The 15,077-nt window shown below is 67.6% G+C and carries 15 protein-coding genes and 1 riboswitch; all 15 genes read left to right on the forward strand.

The window, feature by feature from the left end:
• The first annotated feature begins 131 nt into the window (after positions 1 to 131).
• Positions 132 to 1,172, forward strand: coding sequence for a nicotinate-nucleotide--dimethylbenzimidazole phosphoribosyltransferase (gene cobT / locus NX782_RS25540; protein ID WP_258848319.1), 1,041 nt, complete (start codon positions 132 to 134; stop codon positions 1,170 to 1,172).
• Positions 1,173 to 1,182: 10 nt separating this feature from the next.
• Positions 1,183 to 1,962 carry an adenosylcobinamide-GDP ribazoletransferase gene (locus tag NX782_RS25545; protein ID WP_258848320.1) on the forward strand — a complete coding sequence of 260 codons (780 nt, stop codon included), beginning with the start codon at positions 1,183 to 1,185 and terminating at the stop codon, positions 1,960 to 1,962.
• 14 nt (positions 1,963 to 1,976) lie between these two features.
• Entirely contained in the window at positions 1,977 to 2,522 is a 546-nt protein-coding gene (locus NX782_RS25550; RefSeq protein WP_258848333.1) for a histidine phosphatase family protein, read from the forward strand.
• Between the two features lie 21 nt (positions 2,523 to 2,543).
• Positions 2,544 to 2,774: riboswitch (cobalamin riboswitch) on the forward strand.
• A 72-nt stretch (positions 2,775 to 2,846) separates the two neighbouring features.
• Positions 2,847 to 4,697 carry a TonB-dependent receptor plug domain-containing protein gene (locus NX782_RS25555; protein WP_258848321.1) on the forward strand — a complete coding sequence of 617 codons (1,851 nt, stop codon included), beginning with the start codon at positions 2,847 to 2,849 and terminating at the stop codon, positions 4,695 to 4,697.
• A gap of 18 nt (positions 4,698 to 4,715) precedes the next feature.
• Entirely contained in the window at positions 4,716 to 5,738 is a 1,023-nt protein-coding gene (locus NX782_RS25560; protein ID WP_258848322.1) for a FecCD family ABC transporter permease, read from the forward strand.
• A 1-nt stretch (position 5,739) separates the two neighbouring features.
• Positions 5,740 to 6,528 carry an ABC transporter ATP-binding protein gene (locus NX782_RS25565; protein ID WP_258848323.1) on the forward strand — a complete coding sequence of 263 codons (789 nt, stop codon included), beginning with the start codon at positions 5,740 to 5,742 and terminating at the stop codon, positions 6,526 to 6,528.
• The gene (cobO, locus tag NX782_RS25570) at positions 6,509 to 7,147 is read left to right on the forward strand and encodes a cob(I)yrinic acid a,c-diamide adenosyltransferase (protein ID WP_258848324.1); all 639 of its coding nucleotides are present in this window, start codon (positions 6,509 to 6,511) and stop codon (positions 7,145 to 7,147) included. Before NX782_RS25565 ends, cobO begins: the two co-directional genes overlap by 20 nt.
• Before the next feature lie 2 nt (positions 7,148 to 7,149).
• Positions 7,150 to 8,448 carry a cobyrinic acid a,c-diamide synthase CobB gene (locus tag NX782_RS25575; protein ID WP_258848325.1) on the forward strand — a complete coding sequence of 433 codons (1,299 nt, stop codon included), beginning with the start codon at positions 7,150 to 7,152 and terminating at the stop codon, positions 8,446 to 8,448.
• Complete coding sequence (gene cobU, locus NX782_RS25580; RefSeq protein ID WP_258848326.1) at positions 8,445 to 9,005, forward strand: bifunctional adenosylcobinamide kinase/adenosylcobinamide-phosphate guanylyltransferase; 561 nt, start codon at positions 8,445 to 8,447, stop codon at positions 9,003 to 9,005. Before NX782_RS25575 ends, cobU begins: the two co-directional genes overlap by 4 nt.
• Complete coding sequence (locus NX782_RS25585; protein ID WP_258848327.1) at positions 8,999 to 9,955, forward strand: CobD/CbiB family cobalamin biosynthesis protein; 957 nt, start codon at positions 8,999 to 9,001, stop codon at positions 9,953 to 9,955. The genes cobU and NX782_RS25585 overlap by 7 nt, the downstream gene beginning before the upstream one ends.
• Positions 9,948 to 10,928 carry a threonine-phosphate decarboxylase CobD gene (gene cobD, locus NX782_RS25590; protein WP_258848328.1) on the forward strand — a complete coding sequence of 327 codons (981 nt, stop codon included), beginning with the start codon at positions 9,948 to 9,950 and terminating at the stop codon, positions 10,926 to 10,928. Before NX782_RS25585 ends, cobD begins: the two co-directional genes overlap by 8 nt.
• Before the next feature lie 17 nt (positions 10,929 to 10,945).
• Complete coding sequence (locus NX782_RS25595; protein ID WP_258848329.1) at positions 10,946 to 11,815, forward strand: cobalamin-binding protein; 870 nt, start codon at positions 10,946 to 10,948, stop codon at positions 11,813 to 11,815.
• Positions 11,812 to 13,278: a cobyric acid synthase gene (locus tag NX782_RS25600; protein WP_258848330.1), complete on the forward strand. Its 1,467-nt coding sequence runs from the start codon at positions 11,812 to 11,814 to the stop codon at positions 13,276 to 13,278. The genes NX782_RS25595 and NX782_RS25600 overlap by 4 nt, the downstream gene beginning before the upstream one ends.
• Before the next feature lie 88 nt (positions 13,279 to 13,366).
• Entirely contained in the window at positions 13,367 to 13,765 is a 399-nt protein-coding gene (locus NX782_RS25605) for a DUF2061 domain-containing protein (RefSeq protein ID WP_258848331.1), read from the forward strand.
• A 74-nt stretch (positions 13,766 to 13,839) separates the two neighbouring features.
• Positions 13,840 to 15,077 (forward strand): M20/M25/M40 family metallo-hydrolase (locus NX782_RS25610; RefSeq protein WP_258848332.1); only part of this gene is annotated, 1,238 nt, incomplete at its 3' end.

Below are 15,077 nucleotides of genomic sequence, written 5' to 3' on the forward strand. Positions count from 1 at the left end.
GGTGTGCACAACAATTTGTCTGAAACTCTTGTGCGCTGCAGAAGCGGAGGCGAACTATAGCAAAGCTGGCCGCGGTCTGCAACGCTTGTCCGTGTGCTATCTTTGCCGCTTTTATCACTCCCGGAACCAGCATGCGACTGCCCGCCATCGCCCCCACTGCCAACGCCGAACTCGCCGCCCGGCTCGACGCGGCGATCAATAACAAGACCAAGCCGCTCGGCAGCCTCGGCGCACTGGAGGTTCTCGCAAAGCAGCTCGGCCTGATCCAGCAGACTGTCGCCGTGTCGATCGATCAGCCAGCGATTATCGTCTTCGCCGGCGACCATGGCGTGGTCGCCGAAGGCATCTCCGCCTATCCGCAGGACGTGACCTGGCAGATGGTCGAGAACTTCCTGACGAATGGCGCCGCCATCAACGTGTTCGCCCGCCAGACAGGCGCCGCCCTTTATATAGTAGACGCCGGCGTCAACCACGATTTCGGTCCTCGCCCCGGCCTCATCGACTGCAAGGTCGCCCACGGCACCCGCAACTTCGCGCACGAAGCGGCGATGACGGCCGAGCAGTGCGCCGCGGCGATGGAACACGGCGCCGCATTGGTCGCCGACATGCCGGGCAATGTGATCGGCTTTGGCGAGATGGGCATCGGGAACACGACCTCCGCCGCGGCGCTGATGCACAAACTGGCCGGCATCCCGGCCGCGGACTGCGTCGGCGCCGGCACCGGGCTGTCGCTTGACGGCGTGCTGCGCAAGCAGCGCGTGATCGAAGACGCTGCCCAGCGCCATGTTGGCGTGAGCGATCCCTTCGACGTGCTGGCCACCTTCGGCGGTTTCGAGATCGCGATGATGGCCGGCGCCATGCTGAAAGCGGCCTCGCTGCGCAAGACCCTGCTGATCGACGGCTTCATCGTCACCTCCGCCCTGCTGGTCGCCAGCCGCATGGCGCCTGCCATCCTCGACTATTGCGTGTTCGCGCACTGCTCCGACGAAGCCGGGCACCGGCGCATGCTGGAAACACTGGGCGCGCGTCCGCTGCTGCAGCTGGGCCTGCGCCTTGGTGAAGGCACCGGCGCCGCGCTGGCCCTGCCGCTGCTGCAGGCCGCCGCCAACTTCCTGAACGAGATGGCGACCTTCGCCTCCGCCAGCGTCAGCGAAAAATCCGCCAACGAATAACCGAAGCCAAATGCAGCAGATCCGCCTCTTCTTCATCGCGCTGCAGTTCTTCACGCGCCTGCCGATTCCATCCTGGGTCGGCTTCGAAGCCAGCTGGCTGCAGCACGCCTCGCGCTACTTCCCGCTGGTCGGCTGCGTGGTCGCGGCCATCGCCGCCGCTGTGTACTTCGCGGCTTCGCTGGTGCTGCCGGCGCCGGTCGCCGCCGTGTTGTCGACCGCGGCCTCGATCTACCTGACCGGCGCCTTCCACGAAGACGGCTTCGCCGATACCTGCGATGGCCTGGGCGGCGGCATGACGCGTGAGCGCGTACTCGAGATCATGAAGGATTCGCGGGTGGGCGCGTACGGCGCGATCGGCATCGTCTGCATGTTGGCGGTGAAGCTGTCGGCGCTGGCGATGCTGCCGCCGCGCCTTGCCGTCGGCGCGCTGTTCCTGGCGCATCCGCTGTCGCGCCTGGCCGCGGCCTCGCTCATCTGGAAGCTGGAATACGTGCGCGGCGAGGGCAAGGCCAAGCCGCTCGCCCAGCAGATGACGGGGACCGAATTCGCCATCGCAGCCCTCACGGCGCTGCTGCCGGCACCGATCCTGCTGGCGGCCGGCTGGATCTCGGCGACCACGCTGCTGGTGGCGCTGCTGGCTGCCCTGCTGGGCGCCATCTGGTTGGGCCGCAAACTGCAGACCCGCCTCGGCGGCTACACCGGCGACGGCCTCGGCGCGGTACAGCAGCTGGCCGAAGTCCTGATCTATGTCGGCGTGCTGGCCACGCTCGGCCACGGCGCCTGGTCTTGAACGCTGGCTGCGCGGTGAAGCTGCACCTGGTCCGCCATCCCCAGCCCGATGTGGCGCCCGGCCTGTGCTACGGCGCCAGCGACGTCGCCGTCGCAGAAGCCGAACTCGCGCGCGTGCATGCGCAACTGCGCGCGCGCGGCCTGCCCGGCAGGCTGCCCGTGTATTCGAGCCCGCTGCAGCGCTGCGCCCATCTTGCGCAGCGCCTGCAGCCACGCAGCCTGGCCTTCGATGCGCGCCTGGCCGAGATGGATTTCGGCGGCTGGGAGATGCGTGCCTGGGACGACATCCCGCGCGCCGAAGTCGACGCCTGGAGCGCCGACCTGCTCCACTACCGTCCCGGCGGTGCCGAATGTGTGCTCGACGTCGCCCGTCGCGTCGCCGCCTTCCTCGACGACCTGCGCCAGTCCGGCACGAGCGAAGCACTGCTGGTCTGCCACGCCGGCACCATCCGCCTCCTGAGCGCCATGCACGGCGGCCTGCCGCTCGAGCAGGCGGCGCTGGATGCTGCCAACAAGCCCCACCGCATCGGCTATGGCGAGCTGTTAATGCTGGAGCTTTGACAACACGCGGCCATAAACGCCGTATAATGGCGGCGTTTTGGTGCTCGCGCCTGTCTTCTCAGGCGCAGTTAAACGGGAAACACGAAGCTCTTCAAACAAGCCCACGTGTGCTGCCCCCGCAACGGTAAGCAAGTGCCGCCTACAGCGATCGCTGATGCGGCAACCGTCTCTTCATACCACTGTGCGCAAGCATGGGAAGGTCAGACGGCCACACTTGCCAGCCCGGATACCGGCCAAAAGGTGGAAGCGACGGCTTGCCGGCGCTTCTGTTCAATCTGGCCTACGGGGACGTCGGCCGGTTGTCCACGAAAGAAGACTTCAATCATGCGCTTTTCCGTTTCACGGCAGGTGGCCGCGCCCCTGTTCGCCTTCAGCTTTGCTTCGCCTGTTCTCCCTGCCCTCGCCGATCCGGTTCCCGACACCGTGCTCGTCACCGCCTCTCGCACGCCGCAGCGCGCCGACGAGGTGATCCCCGATACCACCATCATCACCAATGAAGAGATCGCGCGCGCCGGCGCCGGTTCGGTGGCCGATGTGCTGCGCCGCCAGCGCGGCATCGAGATCGTCCGCAACGGCGGTCCGGGTGCCAGCACCAGCGTCTTCCTGCGCGGCGCCAACAGCAACCAGGTCGTCGTCCTCATCGACGGCGTGCGCATCGGTTCCTCGACCACCGGCGCGGCGGCCTGGAATGCGATTCCGCTGTCCAGCATCGACCATATCGAGATCGTCTACGGTCCGCTGAGCGCACTGTACGGCGCGGATGCGATCGGCGGCGTGGTCCAGATCTTCACGAAGAAGAGCCAAGGGACGCCGGCTTTCAGCGCCAGCGCGGGCGCCGGCACTTACGGCAGCCGTCAATACGACGCCGGCGTGCACGGCGCGACCGGCGGCGACCACAGCCTCAGCTATGCGCTGAGCGCCGCCCACGAAGACGCCGACGGCTTTTCCAGCACCCGTCCCGGCTCGTCGAGCTACAACAAGGACGACGACGGCTACGGCCGCAACAGCGTGAACGGCCGCCTGGCCCTGCAGCTCGCGCCGGGCCATGAAGTGGGTGCGCAATTCCTGAAGAGCCGCCTGGGTGCGCAGTACGACAGCGGCGCTTCCAGCTACGACACCCATAACGAACAGGATATCGACAGCTACGCGGTCTTCCTGAACGACCAGATCATGCCGAACTGGCGCAGCAGCCTGCAGGCGGCCCGCTCCAACGACAGGCTGGGCAGCTTCACCAGCGCGGCCGCCAGCGGCGCCAGCCAGATCGACACCCGCCAGAACGAATACACCTGGCAGCACACGCTCGATCTGAACGGCGACACGCTGCAAGTGCTGTTCGGCCACCGCAAGGAAGAAGTGCTGTCCAGCTCCGGTACGGCGCTGAACCGTTCGCGCATCACCAATTCGGTCGCCGCCGCTTACGACCTGCGCCGCGGCAGCCACCTGCTCGACCTCAGCCTGCGCCGCGACCATTCCGTCTACGGCGGCAAGACCACCGGCGCCGCCGGCTATGGTTACGAGTTCAGCAAAGACTTGCGCGCCACCGCCAGCGTCGGCACCAGCTTCCGCGCGCCGACCTACAACGAGCTCTACTTCCCGGGCTACGGCCTGGAGACCAACAAGCCGGAACAGGGCCGCAATGCGGAGCTGGGCGTACGCTGGCAGGTCGCGGGTGCCGCGCTGCAGGCGAACTACTACCGCAACCGCCTGACCGACATGATCGTCAGCGTGAATCCCTGCCCCAGCCGCACCGGCAGCTGCGCCTACAACGTCAACCACGCCATGCTCGAAGGCCTGACGATGTCGGCGGAAACCCGCATGCTCGGCCTCGACCTGCGCGCCAGCGCCGACCTGCAGGATCCGCGCGACGAGACCACCGGCAAACAGCTGGCGCGCCGCTCACGCCGCCACGCCAGCCTCGCCGCCAGCTACGCCGTGCGGCAGTTCGAACTCGGCACCGAGCTGCAGGCTTCAGGCAGCCGCTTCGACGATGCCGGCAACGCCAACCGCCTGGGTGGCTACGGCCTGCTGAACCTGTACACTACATGGCGGTTCACCCCCGACTGGTCGCTGCTGCTGCGCCTCGATAACGCGCTCGACAAGCGCTACGAGCTGGCGCGCAACTACAACACGGCTGAACGCAGCTGGTTCGCCGCGCTGCGCTACGGGATCCGTTAATTCACTCACCAAGCCAGCATGCATCCACTTCACCTCGCCGCGCGCCAGCGCACCACCATGATCGTCGGTACCCTGCTGCTGGCGGCGACCGCCTGCCTGCTGTTTTCCGGCGTCACGGGCTCGGTCACGGTCGGACTGGCGGAACTGCCTGATGCCGTGGACCAGGTGCTGCACGGCCGGCAGGACACGCTGGCCGCCTCGCTGCTCGCGCTGCGCGGCGGCCGTGCCCTGACCGCCTTCGTCACCGGCGGCGCGCTGGCACTGGCCGGCGTCATGATGCAGGCCCTGCTGCGCAATCCGCTGGCCGACCCCTACGTGCTGGGGATCTCGGCCGGCGCTTCGGTCGGCGCCCTGTTCGCGCTCTTGACGATGGCGGCCGCAGTGGTGGTCGACGGCGCCGCGCTGGCCGGGGCGGTGACCGTTTCGATGCTGCTCTATCTATTGGCGCGGCGCGACATCCGCGGTGGCGTGGCGGCCGAAGGCGGCACCTCGACCCTGCTGCTGACCGGCGTGATCCTGATGTCGGCCTGCATGGCGCTGGTGACGCTGATGCTGTCGATCGCGCCGGAAGGCAGCCTGCGCAACATGGTGTTCTGGATGATCGGCGACCTGGCCGGCACGCCGCTGCGCGTGCTGCCCTGGCTGATCCTGGTCGGCGCCCTCGTCTACGCCCTGCGCAGCGCGCGTGCGATGAACGTGCTGGCCCTGCATGCCGATACCGCGCGCACGCTCGGCATCGAGGTCGGCCGCCTGCGCAAGGGTTTGTTCTTCGTGTCCGGCGTGCTGACCGCCAGCGCGGTGACGAATGCCGGCTCGATCGGCTTCGTCGGCCTGATCGTGCCGCACGCCTGCCGCTTCGCCTTCGGGCCGGACCACCGGGTGCTGATTCCCTCGGCGGTCCTGCTGGGCGGCAGCTTCCTGGTCTTGTGCGACACCCTGGCGCGCACCGTGGTCGCCCCGACCCAGCTGCCGGTGGGGGCGATCACGGCGCTGATCGGCGCGCCGGTCTTTTTGTACCAACTGCACCAATTGCGGAAATAAGATGATTACCACGCAAGGACTCACGCTGCAGCTTGCCGGCCGCACGCTGGTGCGGGACCTCGACCTGACGATCGCCGAGGGCGAATGCTGGAGCATCATCGGCCGCAACGGCGCCGGCAAGAGCACGCTGCTGCGCACCCTGGCCGGGCTGCGCGGTGCGGACCGGGGCACGGTCCAACTCGACGGCAAGGTCTTGGATGACTGGCCGCTCGAAGCACTGGCGCGCAAGCGGGCCTACCTGGCGCAATCGCGCACCGACGCGTTTGCCTACAGCGCGATCGACACCGTGCTCTCGGCGCGCCACCCCTACCATGCCAACCGCTACTGGGAAGACAGCGACGACCACCAGGCCGCGCTGCAGGCCCTGGCCGCGATGGAAGTCGAACACCTGGCGCGGCGCGACGTCCGTACCCTGTCCGGCGGCGAGCGCCAGCGGGTGGCGATTGCCGCCCTGCTGGCCCAGGACACGCCTCTGCTGCTGCTGGACGAGCCGGCCAACGCCCTCGACCTGGCGCACCAGGTCAGCGTGACCGGCCTGCTGGCGCGCCTGTGCCGGCGCGAACGCAAGACGGTTGTCATGATCGGCCACGATCTCAACCTGGCACACAGTATCTCGACCCATGCGCTGCTGCTGCGCGGCGATGGCGGCTGGCTCGCCGGCCCGGTCGCGCAGGTGATGCAGCCCGCCCTGCTGGGCGACTACCTCGGCCACCCGATCGAGATGATCGAACACGGCGGCCGCCGCATCTTCATCCCTTTCGAGGAACACCATGAACGACATGACGCCTGAAGACACTACTGCCGACACTGCGGCATTGAACGAGCGCCACCGCCAGCGCATGGAGCGCAAGAAGGCCGTCATCGACGCCAAGATCGCGGCGGCGGACAAGAAGATCGGCATCATCATCGTCAATACCGGCAACGGCAAGGGCAAGAGCTCGAGCGCCTTCGGCATGGCGGTGCGCGCGCTGGGCCATGGCATGAAGGTGGGCGTGGTCCAGTTCATCAAAGGTGCGATGTCGACCGGCGAAGAACGTTTTCTCTCCCGCTTCCCGGACGAGGTCAGCTTCCATGCGATGGGCGAAGGCTATACCTGGGAGACCCAGAACCGCGAGCGCGACATCGCCAAGGCCGAGGAAGCCTGGCAGCAGGCCAGGCGCTTCCTGACCGATCCGGCCTACGGCCTGGTGGTGCTCGATGAGCTGAACATCGCGCTCAAGTACCGCTACCTGGACGTGCACACGGTGATCGCCGACCTGCTCGAGCGCCCGGCCATGCAGCACGTGGTGGTGACCGGGCGTGCCGCGCCGCCTGAGCTGATCGAGGTGGCGGACACGGTCACCGAAATGAACGTGGTCAAGCACGCCTTCAAGGCGGGCATCGCGGCGCAGGCCGGCACCGAGTGGTGAGCATGGACGCCGGCGCACGCATGCTGCTGGTGGCCGCCACCGCCTCCGGCCAGGGCAAGACCACGATCACCGCCGCCCTCGCGCGCGGCCTGGTGCGCCAGGGCCAGCGCGTGCGGGTGTTCAAGTGCGGTCCCGACTTCATCGACCCGATGCTGTTGGAGCGCGCCTGCGGCGCGACGGTGCACACGCTCGACCTGTGGATGGTCGGCCTGGAAGCCTGCCGGCGCCGCCTGCTCGATGCCGCGCGCGACGCCGACGTGGTGCTGATCGAAGGGGTGATGGGCCTGTACGACGGCAATCCATCCGCCGCCGACCTGTCGCGAGCTTTCGATATCCCGGTGCTGGCGGTGATCGACGCCGGCAGCATGGCGCAGACCGCCGGCGCCGTGGTGCAGGGCCTGCGCGACTATGGCCCGGTGCAGCTGGCCGGCGTGGTCGCCAACCGCGTGGCCAGCGAAGGGCATCGCCAGATGGTGGCGGCATCCCTGCGCGGCATTCCGCTGCTGGCGACGCTGCCGAAGCAGGCGCGCCCGCTGCCCGAGCGCCACCTCGGCCTGGTGCTGCCGGGCGAGGTCGACGACATCGACGCCATCCTCGACGAGCTGGCCGACCAGCTGCACCTGGACAGCGCGGCCTGGCAGGCAATCGCGCCGCGCCTGCCGGAACACATCGAGCCGGAGACGCCGGTGCCGCCGCTGCTGGCCGGGAAAACGGTCGCGGTCGCGCGCGATGCCGCCTTCTGCTTCATCTATCCCGCCAACCTGGACGTGCTGCGCGAGCTCGGTGCGCGCGTGACCTTCTTCTCGCCGCTGGCCGACGAAGCGGTCCCGATCGATGCCGACGCGGTCTGGCTGCCAGGCGGCTATCCGGAACTGCACATGGAGGCGCTGTCCAGGGCGGCGCGCTGGCAGGCCTCGATCCGCGCCGCGCATGCCGGCGGCCTGCCGATCCTGGCCGAGTGCGGCGGCATGATGGCGGTCGCGGAATCGATCACCGACAAGCAAGGCCGCAGCTTTACGATGCCGGCCCTGCTGCCCGGACGCGTCTTCATGCAGCAGCGCCTGGCGGGACTCGGCTCGCAAGGCATGCCGACGGCCAGCGGCGAGATGCGCGGCCATACCTTCCATTATTCGCGTCTCGATACGGCAGTCGAACCGGCGGCGCATGCGCTCAAGCACCCGTCCGGCGCCCAAGGCGAGGCGCTGTACCGGCTTGGCTCGCTGACGGCCACCTACTTCCACAGCTTCTTCCCTTCGAATCCGCTGGCCACGGCCGGCCTGTTCACGAAAGGCGCAGCATGAGCCTGACCCTGATCTTCGGCGGCGCGCGCTCCGGCAAGAGCGCCCTGGCCGAGCGTCTGGCCGGCGCATCCGGCAAGGAGGTGGTCTACCTCGCCACGTCGCATGCCGGCGATGCCGAGATGGCCGCCCGCATCGCCCACCATCGCGAGCGCCGTCCGGCCGCATGGCAGACGGTGGAGGAAGCGACCGCGCTGGCGACGGCCCTGCGCCGCCTGTGCGCGCCGGAGCGCATCGTGCTGGTCGACTGCCTGACACTCTGGCTCACCAATCTGCTCTTCTCGGCCAGGCGCGACTATCCGGAAGTCGGCACCGTCGAACTGCCGCCGCTGTTTTCCTGGGAGCGCTCGGACCTGCTGGCGTGGCTGGACGAGCCGCGCGCGGGCGACGTGATCTTCGTCTCGAACGAAGTCGGCATGGGCATCGTGCCGGTCGGCGCGGTCTCGCGCACTTTTGTGGACGAGGCCGGACGCCTGAACCAGGACCTGGCGGCGCGCTGCGAGCGGGTGCTGTTCGTGGCCGCCGGCCTGCCGCTGGCCCTGAAGGGACCCGCATGCTGAGCGGGCTGCCGCCGCTCACGCTTGCGCTGCTGCTGGCGGCCGGGATCGCGCTCGACCTGCTGCTGGGCGAGACGCGGCGCTGGCATCCGCTGGTCGGCTTCGGCCGTTTGGCGAACGGCCTGGAGCGGCGCCTGAACATGGGCCGCTGGCGCATCGCGCGCGGCACGCTGGCCTGGATGCTGGCCGTGCTGCCGCTGACCGCCGGTGCGGCCTGGCTGTGCCGGCTGGAAGGCGCGGCCGGCCTGGCGCTGCATGCCTGCCTGCTCTACCTGTGCCTGGGCCTGCGCAGCCTGCGCGATCACACGCTGCCGATCCACGATGCGCTGGCGGGCGGCGACCTGGCGCGTGCGCGCTGGCTGACGTCGCGCATCGTCAGCCGCGACACCGCAGATGCCGGCAAGACCGACCTGGCCAAGGCCGGCGCCGAATCGCTGCTCGAGAACGGCAACGATGCCGTGTTCGGCACCCTGTTCTGGTTCCTGGTCGGCGGCGCCGCTGGCGCCCTGCTGTTCCGGCTGGCGAATACGCTGGACGCGATGTGGGGTTACCGGAATGCTCGCTTCAACTTGTTCGGACGGGTGGCCGCGCGCATCGACGATGTGCTGAATTACCTGCCGGCGCGCCTGACTGCCTTGTCTTATGCGCTGCTGTCGCCTGGCGGACGGCTGCGCGCGCTGCGTTGCTGGCGTGCGCAGGCGCCGGCATGGAGCAGCCCGAACGCCGGTCCGGTGATGGCCAGCGGTGCCGGTGCGCTCGGCATCAGCCTGGGCGGGCCCGCGATTTATGAAGGCCAGGTCGAAATGCGGCCGGCGCTGGGCACGGGCCCGGCGCCTGGCGCCGGCGACATCCGGCGCGCCTGGCGCCTGGTATTCCACTCAACCCTGCTGTGGGTCGCCTGCGCGCTCGCCCTCGGCGCCATTCTGCACCTGACGGGAGCGCAGCATGCTTGAACACGGCGGCAAGCTGCGCGAGGCGCAGCGCCTCTACGGCGGCGCAGACTGGATCGACCTCTCGACCGGCATCAACCCGATCGGCTACCCGGCCCCGCCGCTGCCGCCGGATGCCTGGCACCGGCTGCCGGAAGCGGATCCGGCGCTGCTTGATGCCGCCTGCGCTTATTACGGCGCCCGCGCGCTGCTGCCGGTGGCCGGAACCCAGGCCGCGATCCAGGCCCTGCCGCGCCTGCGTCCGCCCTCGCGCGTGACGGTGGCCGCGCCCTCGTATGCCGAACATGCCCACCACTGGGCCCTGCATGGTCATTCGCTGCGCCAGATCGGCTTTCCCGTGCTGGAGGCGGCGGTGGGCAGCAGCGACGTGGTGGTGGTCTGCAATCCGAACAATCCGACCGGTGAACTGGTGCCGCCCGCGGAGCTGCTGCGCTGGGCGGCCGAACTGGGCGCGCGCGGCGGCTGGCTGGTGGTCGACGAAGCCTTCGGCGACACGGCGCCCGAGCTGAGCGTGGCAGCCTACGCCGCCCATCCCGGGCTGGTGGTGCTGCGTTCGGTGGGCAAGTTCTTCGGTCTGGCCGGGCTACGATCAGGCTTCGTCGCAGCCGAAGCCTCACTGCTGACGGCGCTGGCGGACATGCTCGGGCCGTGGGCAGTCAGCGGCCCGGCCCAGCACGTTGCGCTGGCGGCGCTGCGCGACACGGCCTGGCAGCAGGCCGCGCAGGCCCGGCTGGCACGCGACGGCGCCCGGCTGCGCGGCCTGCTCGCCGCTCACGGTATCCAGGCCGCGGGCACGCCGCTGTTTCACTGGTGGGCCGAAGCCGCGCCCGAAGATTTTCACGAACACATGGCGCGCCACGCGATCTGGGTGCGCCTGTTCCGCCAGGCCGCGCGCGGCATCCGCCTTGGCCTGCCCGGCCGGGAAAGTGACTGGCACCGCATCGAACACGCACTTCAGGAATGGAACAAACGATGAACACATCGACAGCATTGATGAGATCAGCGGCACTCGTGGCCGCCCTGGCGGCAGCCCAGGCCCAGGCCGCGATCACGGTCAAGGACGACGGCGGCAATACCGTAACCCTGCAAAAACCGGCCCAGCGCGTGATCTCGCTGGCCCCGCACGTCACCGAAATGCTGTTCGCGGCGGGCGGCGGCAGCCACGTGGTCGGGGTGGTGAGCTACAGCGACTTTCCGGAAGAAGCGAAGAAGATCCCGCAGATCGGCTCCAACCGCGAGGTCGACCTCGAACGCATCATGGCGCTCAAGCCCGACCTGATCGTGGTCTGGCGCCACGGCAGCTCGGAGCGGCAGATCGACATGGTGCGCAAGCTCGGCGTTCCGCTCTTCCACAGCGAGCCGCAAAAGCTCGAGGACATTCCCGAGAGCGTGGCCAGGCTCGGTCAGTTGATGGGCACCGAGAAGACCGCCAATCCGGCCGCCGATGCGCTGCGCCAGCAACTGGTCAGCCTGCGCAGCCGCTATGCGAACCGTCCGCCGGTGCGGGTCTTCTATCAGGTCTGGGACAAGCCGCTGTACACCCTCAACGGCAAGCACATCGTCAGCGACGCGCTGCGCCTGTGCGGCGCCGAAAACATCTTCGCGAAGCTGCCGGTGACGGCGCCGGTGGTCAGCGTGGAAGGCGTTCTGCAGGAGAATCCGGAAGCGATTTTCGCCACCGCCGAGAAGAACTACGGCGGCGTCAGTATGTGGAAGCCCTACGGCACGCTGCTCGCGGTGCGCAACGATAACCTGTTCACCATCGACGGCAATCTGGTCAACCGCTCCGGTCCGCGCATGGTCCAGGGTGCCGCGGCGCTGTGCGAGAAGATCGAGCTGGCGCGTCAGCACCGCAGCAAATGACAGGTTTTCCTTACCGGACCCTGATGGTCCAGGGGACGACCTCGGATGCCGGCAAGAGCACGGTGGTGGCTGCGCTGTGCCGTTTGCTGAAGCGCGCCGGCGTCAAGGTCGCGCCGTTCAAACCGCAGAACATGGCGCTCAACAGCGCGGTCACGCGCGACGGCGGCGAGATCGGACGCGCCCAGGCGCTGCAGGCGATTGCCGCGGGTGTCGAGCCGCATACCGACTTCAATCCGGTGCTGCTGAAACCCTCGAGCGACATCGGCGCCCAGGTCATCATCCACGGCCGCGTGCGCGCGGAGATGCATGCGCGCGATTACCACCGATACAAGACGGTGGCGATGGCGGCGGTGCTGGAATCGCATGCGCGGCTGCTGGCGCAGTACGAGACCGTCATCGTCGAAGGCGCCGGCAGCCCGGCGGAGATCAATCTGCGCGACCGCGACATCGCCAACATGGGCTTTGCCGAGGCGGTCGATTGCCCGGTGGTGCTGGTGGCCGACATCGACCGTGGCGGCGTGTTCGCCCACTTCGTCGGCACCCTTGCCTGCCTGTCGGCGAGCGAGCGCGATCGCATCGTCGGCTTCGTGATCAACCGCTTCCGCGGCGACATCAAGCTGCTCGAGCCCGGCCTGGACTGGCTGGAGGCGCAGACCGGCAAGCCGGTATTGGCGGTCCTGCCTTATCTGCACGGCCTGTACCTGGATGCGGAGGACGCGGTGCAGGGCGTGACGCGGCGCGAAGGCAAATTCCGCGTGGTGGTACCGAGCACGCCGCGCATGAGTAACCACACCGACTTCGACCCGCTGCGTGCGCATCCCGACGTCGACCTGCGCTTCGTGCGCGAGGGCGAGCCGATTCCGGGCGCCGACCTGATCATCCTCGCCGGCAGCAAGAACACCCGCGCCGACCTGGCCTGGCTGCGGCGCCAGGGGTGGAAGGAAGCCATCGACCGGCACCTCCGCTATGGCGGCAAGCTGCTCGGCATCTGCGGCGGCTTCCAGATGCTGGGGCGGGTGGTCGAGGATCCGGAGGGTGTCGAGGGCGCGGCTGGAATCTCGGAGGGGCTCGGCCTGCTCGACCTGGCGACCACGCTGAAGCCTGAAAAGCGATTGGCGCGGGTCGGTGGACGCTGCGTGTTCGATGCTTCGTCGCCGTCGGCGGCGGCTGCGGCGGCGGCTGCGGCGGTCGAGGGCTATGAGATCCATATGGGCGTGAGCAGCGGTCCGGCGTTGGCCCGGCCGGCGTTCGACATCGATGGCAGGCCCGAAGGTGCCTGCTCGGAGGACGGGCAGATCCTGGGCAGCTACCTGCACGGCATGTTCGACCATGCTGCTGCCTGCGCCGCGCTGCTACGCTGGGCCGGCCTGCACAGCGATCATGCCGTTGACGCGGCGGCGCTGCGCGAAGCGAGCCTGGACCGGATCGCTGATGCGAGTGCACCTCTGCTTGATAGGCTGTAACAATCGACGCGCTAGAATTAATCGATTTTACTGATCAAATGCGAATCGCTATCATTTACTCCCAGCTTGAGAACGACAGGAGTATTTCATGGCAGTGGCACGCAAAGGCAGTCAAGTCCTTATCCACCTCGCAATCGGATTCGCGATCGCCTATGCGGTAACCGGTTCGATCGCGCTCGGTGGACTGGCTGTGCTGATCGAGCCGCTGCTGAATGTGATGCTGGTGCCCTTCCACGAACGCGCATGGCACCGCAAACTGCAAGGCGCCGTCGGCCAACGCCGCTATCTGCTGCTCACGCTCGAGAAGATCAGTCTCTCGGTAATGCACATGGGTGTCGCTTTCGGCGTATTGTATTGCGCGACCGGGTCGGTGGCTTTCGGCGGCCTGGCCGCAGTGCTGGAACCGATCTGCAATGTGCTGGTGATGCCGCTGCACGACCGCGTGTGGAATAACTTCCAGATGGGACGCACGGCACAGGCTGCTTAAAGCTTGCGCCTCTCGCGTGGCTACTTGAAGGCCACGTGCTAGGCTTTTCTCCTTTCATGCCAGGAGGAAAGTTTATGCGTCTGCGTCGTCCTCTGTCTGGTTTCATGGCTGCGCTGGCATTTAGCGCCTGCCTGTCTGCTTCTTCAGCCGCCGACAAGAAAGCCTGGATCACCATCGGTGACGCGGCTTTCCGCCAGGTCCGCCCTCTGCTGCCCGGCGTCGTCCCGGCCGAATCCCGCCAGCTTGGCGGCGGTGGACAAAAAATCCACGCCGTCAGCGTGCCCGAAAACGAACTCGAAACCATCGCCGGCGCACTTCATCAGCGCCTCCGGCAATGCGGCGGATTCGTGTTCCACAATACCGAGGCCGAAGCGCGGGCGGCCCTGCATCCCATGCCCGCAACAAGTGCTTCTCTCACTTACGCCATCGATCACCGCGAACTGGTGGTGCCGGTGCTTGCGCAGATGAGCGACAAGCAGATCGAAACGACCATTCTCAAACTGTCCGGTTTTACCAACCGCTATTACAAGAGCAGCTCGGGCGTCGACGCTTCGAATTGGCTATTCGCGACCTGGAGCGAGATGGCTCGCGGACGCGCGGATATCGCGGTCAAGCAGATTACGCACACCGGTTTTCCGCAGCAATCGGTCATGCTGAGCATTGCGGGAAGCGAGAAACCGGACGAGAGCATCGTCCTGGGCGCGCATCTGGATTCGATTCTCGTCTCGCGGATGAGCGATACGGCGCCGGCACCGGGTGCGGATGACGATGCATCCGGCGTCGCCAGCCTGACCGAAGCCCTACGTGCGATGCTTGAAGGCCAATACAAACCGAAGCGTAGCATCCATTTTGTCGCTTATGCGGCCGAGGAAGTGGGATTGCGCGGTTCGCAGGATATCGCCCGAAGCTTCAGGCAGGCCCATAGCAAGATGGTGGGGGTGCTGCAGCTGGACATGACGAATTACAAGGGCGCCGCGAATGACATCTATTTGTTCACGGATTACACCGACAGCAAGCAGAACGCCTTTCTGGCGCAGCTGGTCAGCACTTATCTTCCGGATCTGAAAGTGGGCTACGACCAGTGTGGCTATGCCTGCTCGGACCACGCGAGCTGGCAAGCCCAGGGCTACCCGACGTCGATGCCTTTCGAATCCAGTTTTGCCCGGGATAACCCGGCGATTCACACGGCAAAGGACACGTTTGCCAACTCGGGCGGGCAAGCGCTGCATGCATTGAAATTTGCGCGGCTGGCTGCGGCGTTCGCGATTGAACTGGGCAGCGCTGAAACGAGTGCCGAAAATGGCGGCCTCAG

This window comes from Massilia norwichensis (genome assembly GCF_024753245.1).
In the GTDB taxonomy this organism is placed as follows: Bacteria; Pseudomonadota; Gammaproteobacteria; order Burkholderiales; family Burkholderiaceae_D; genus Telluria; species Telluria norwichensis.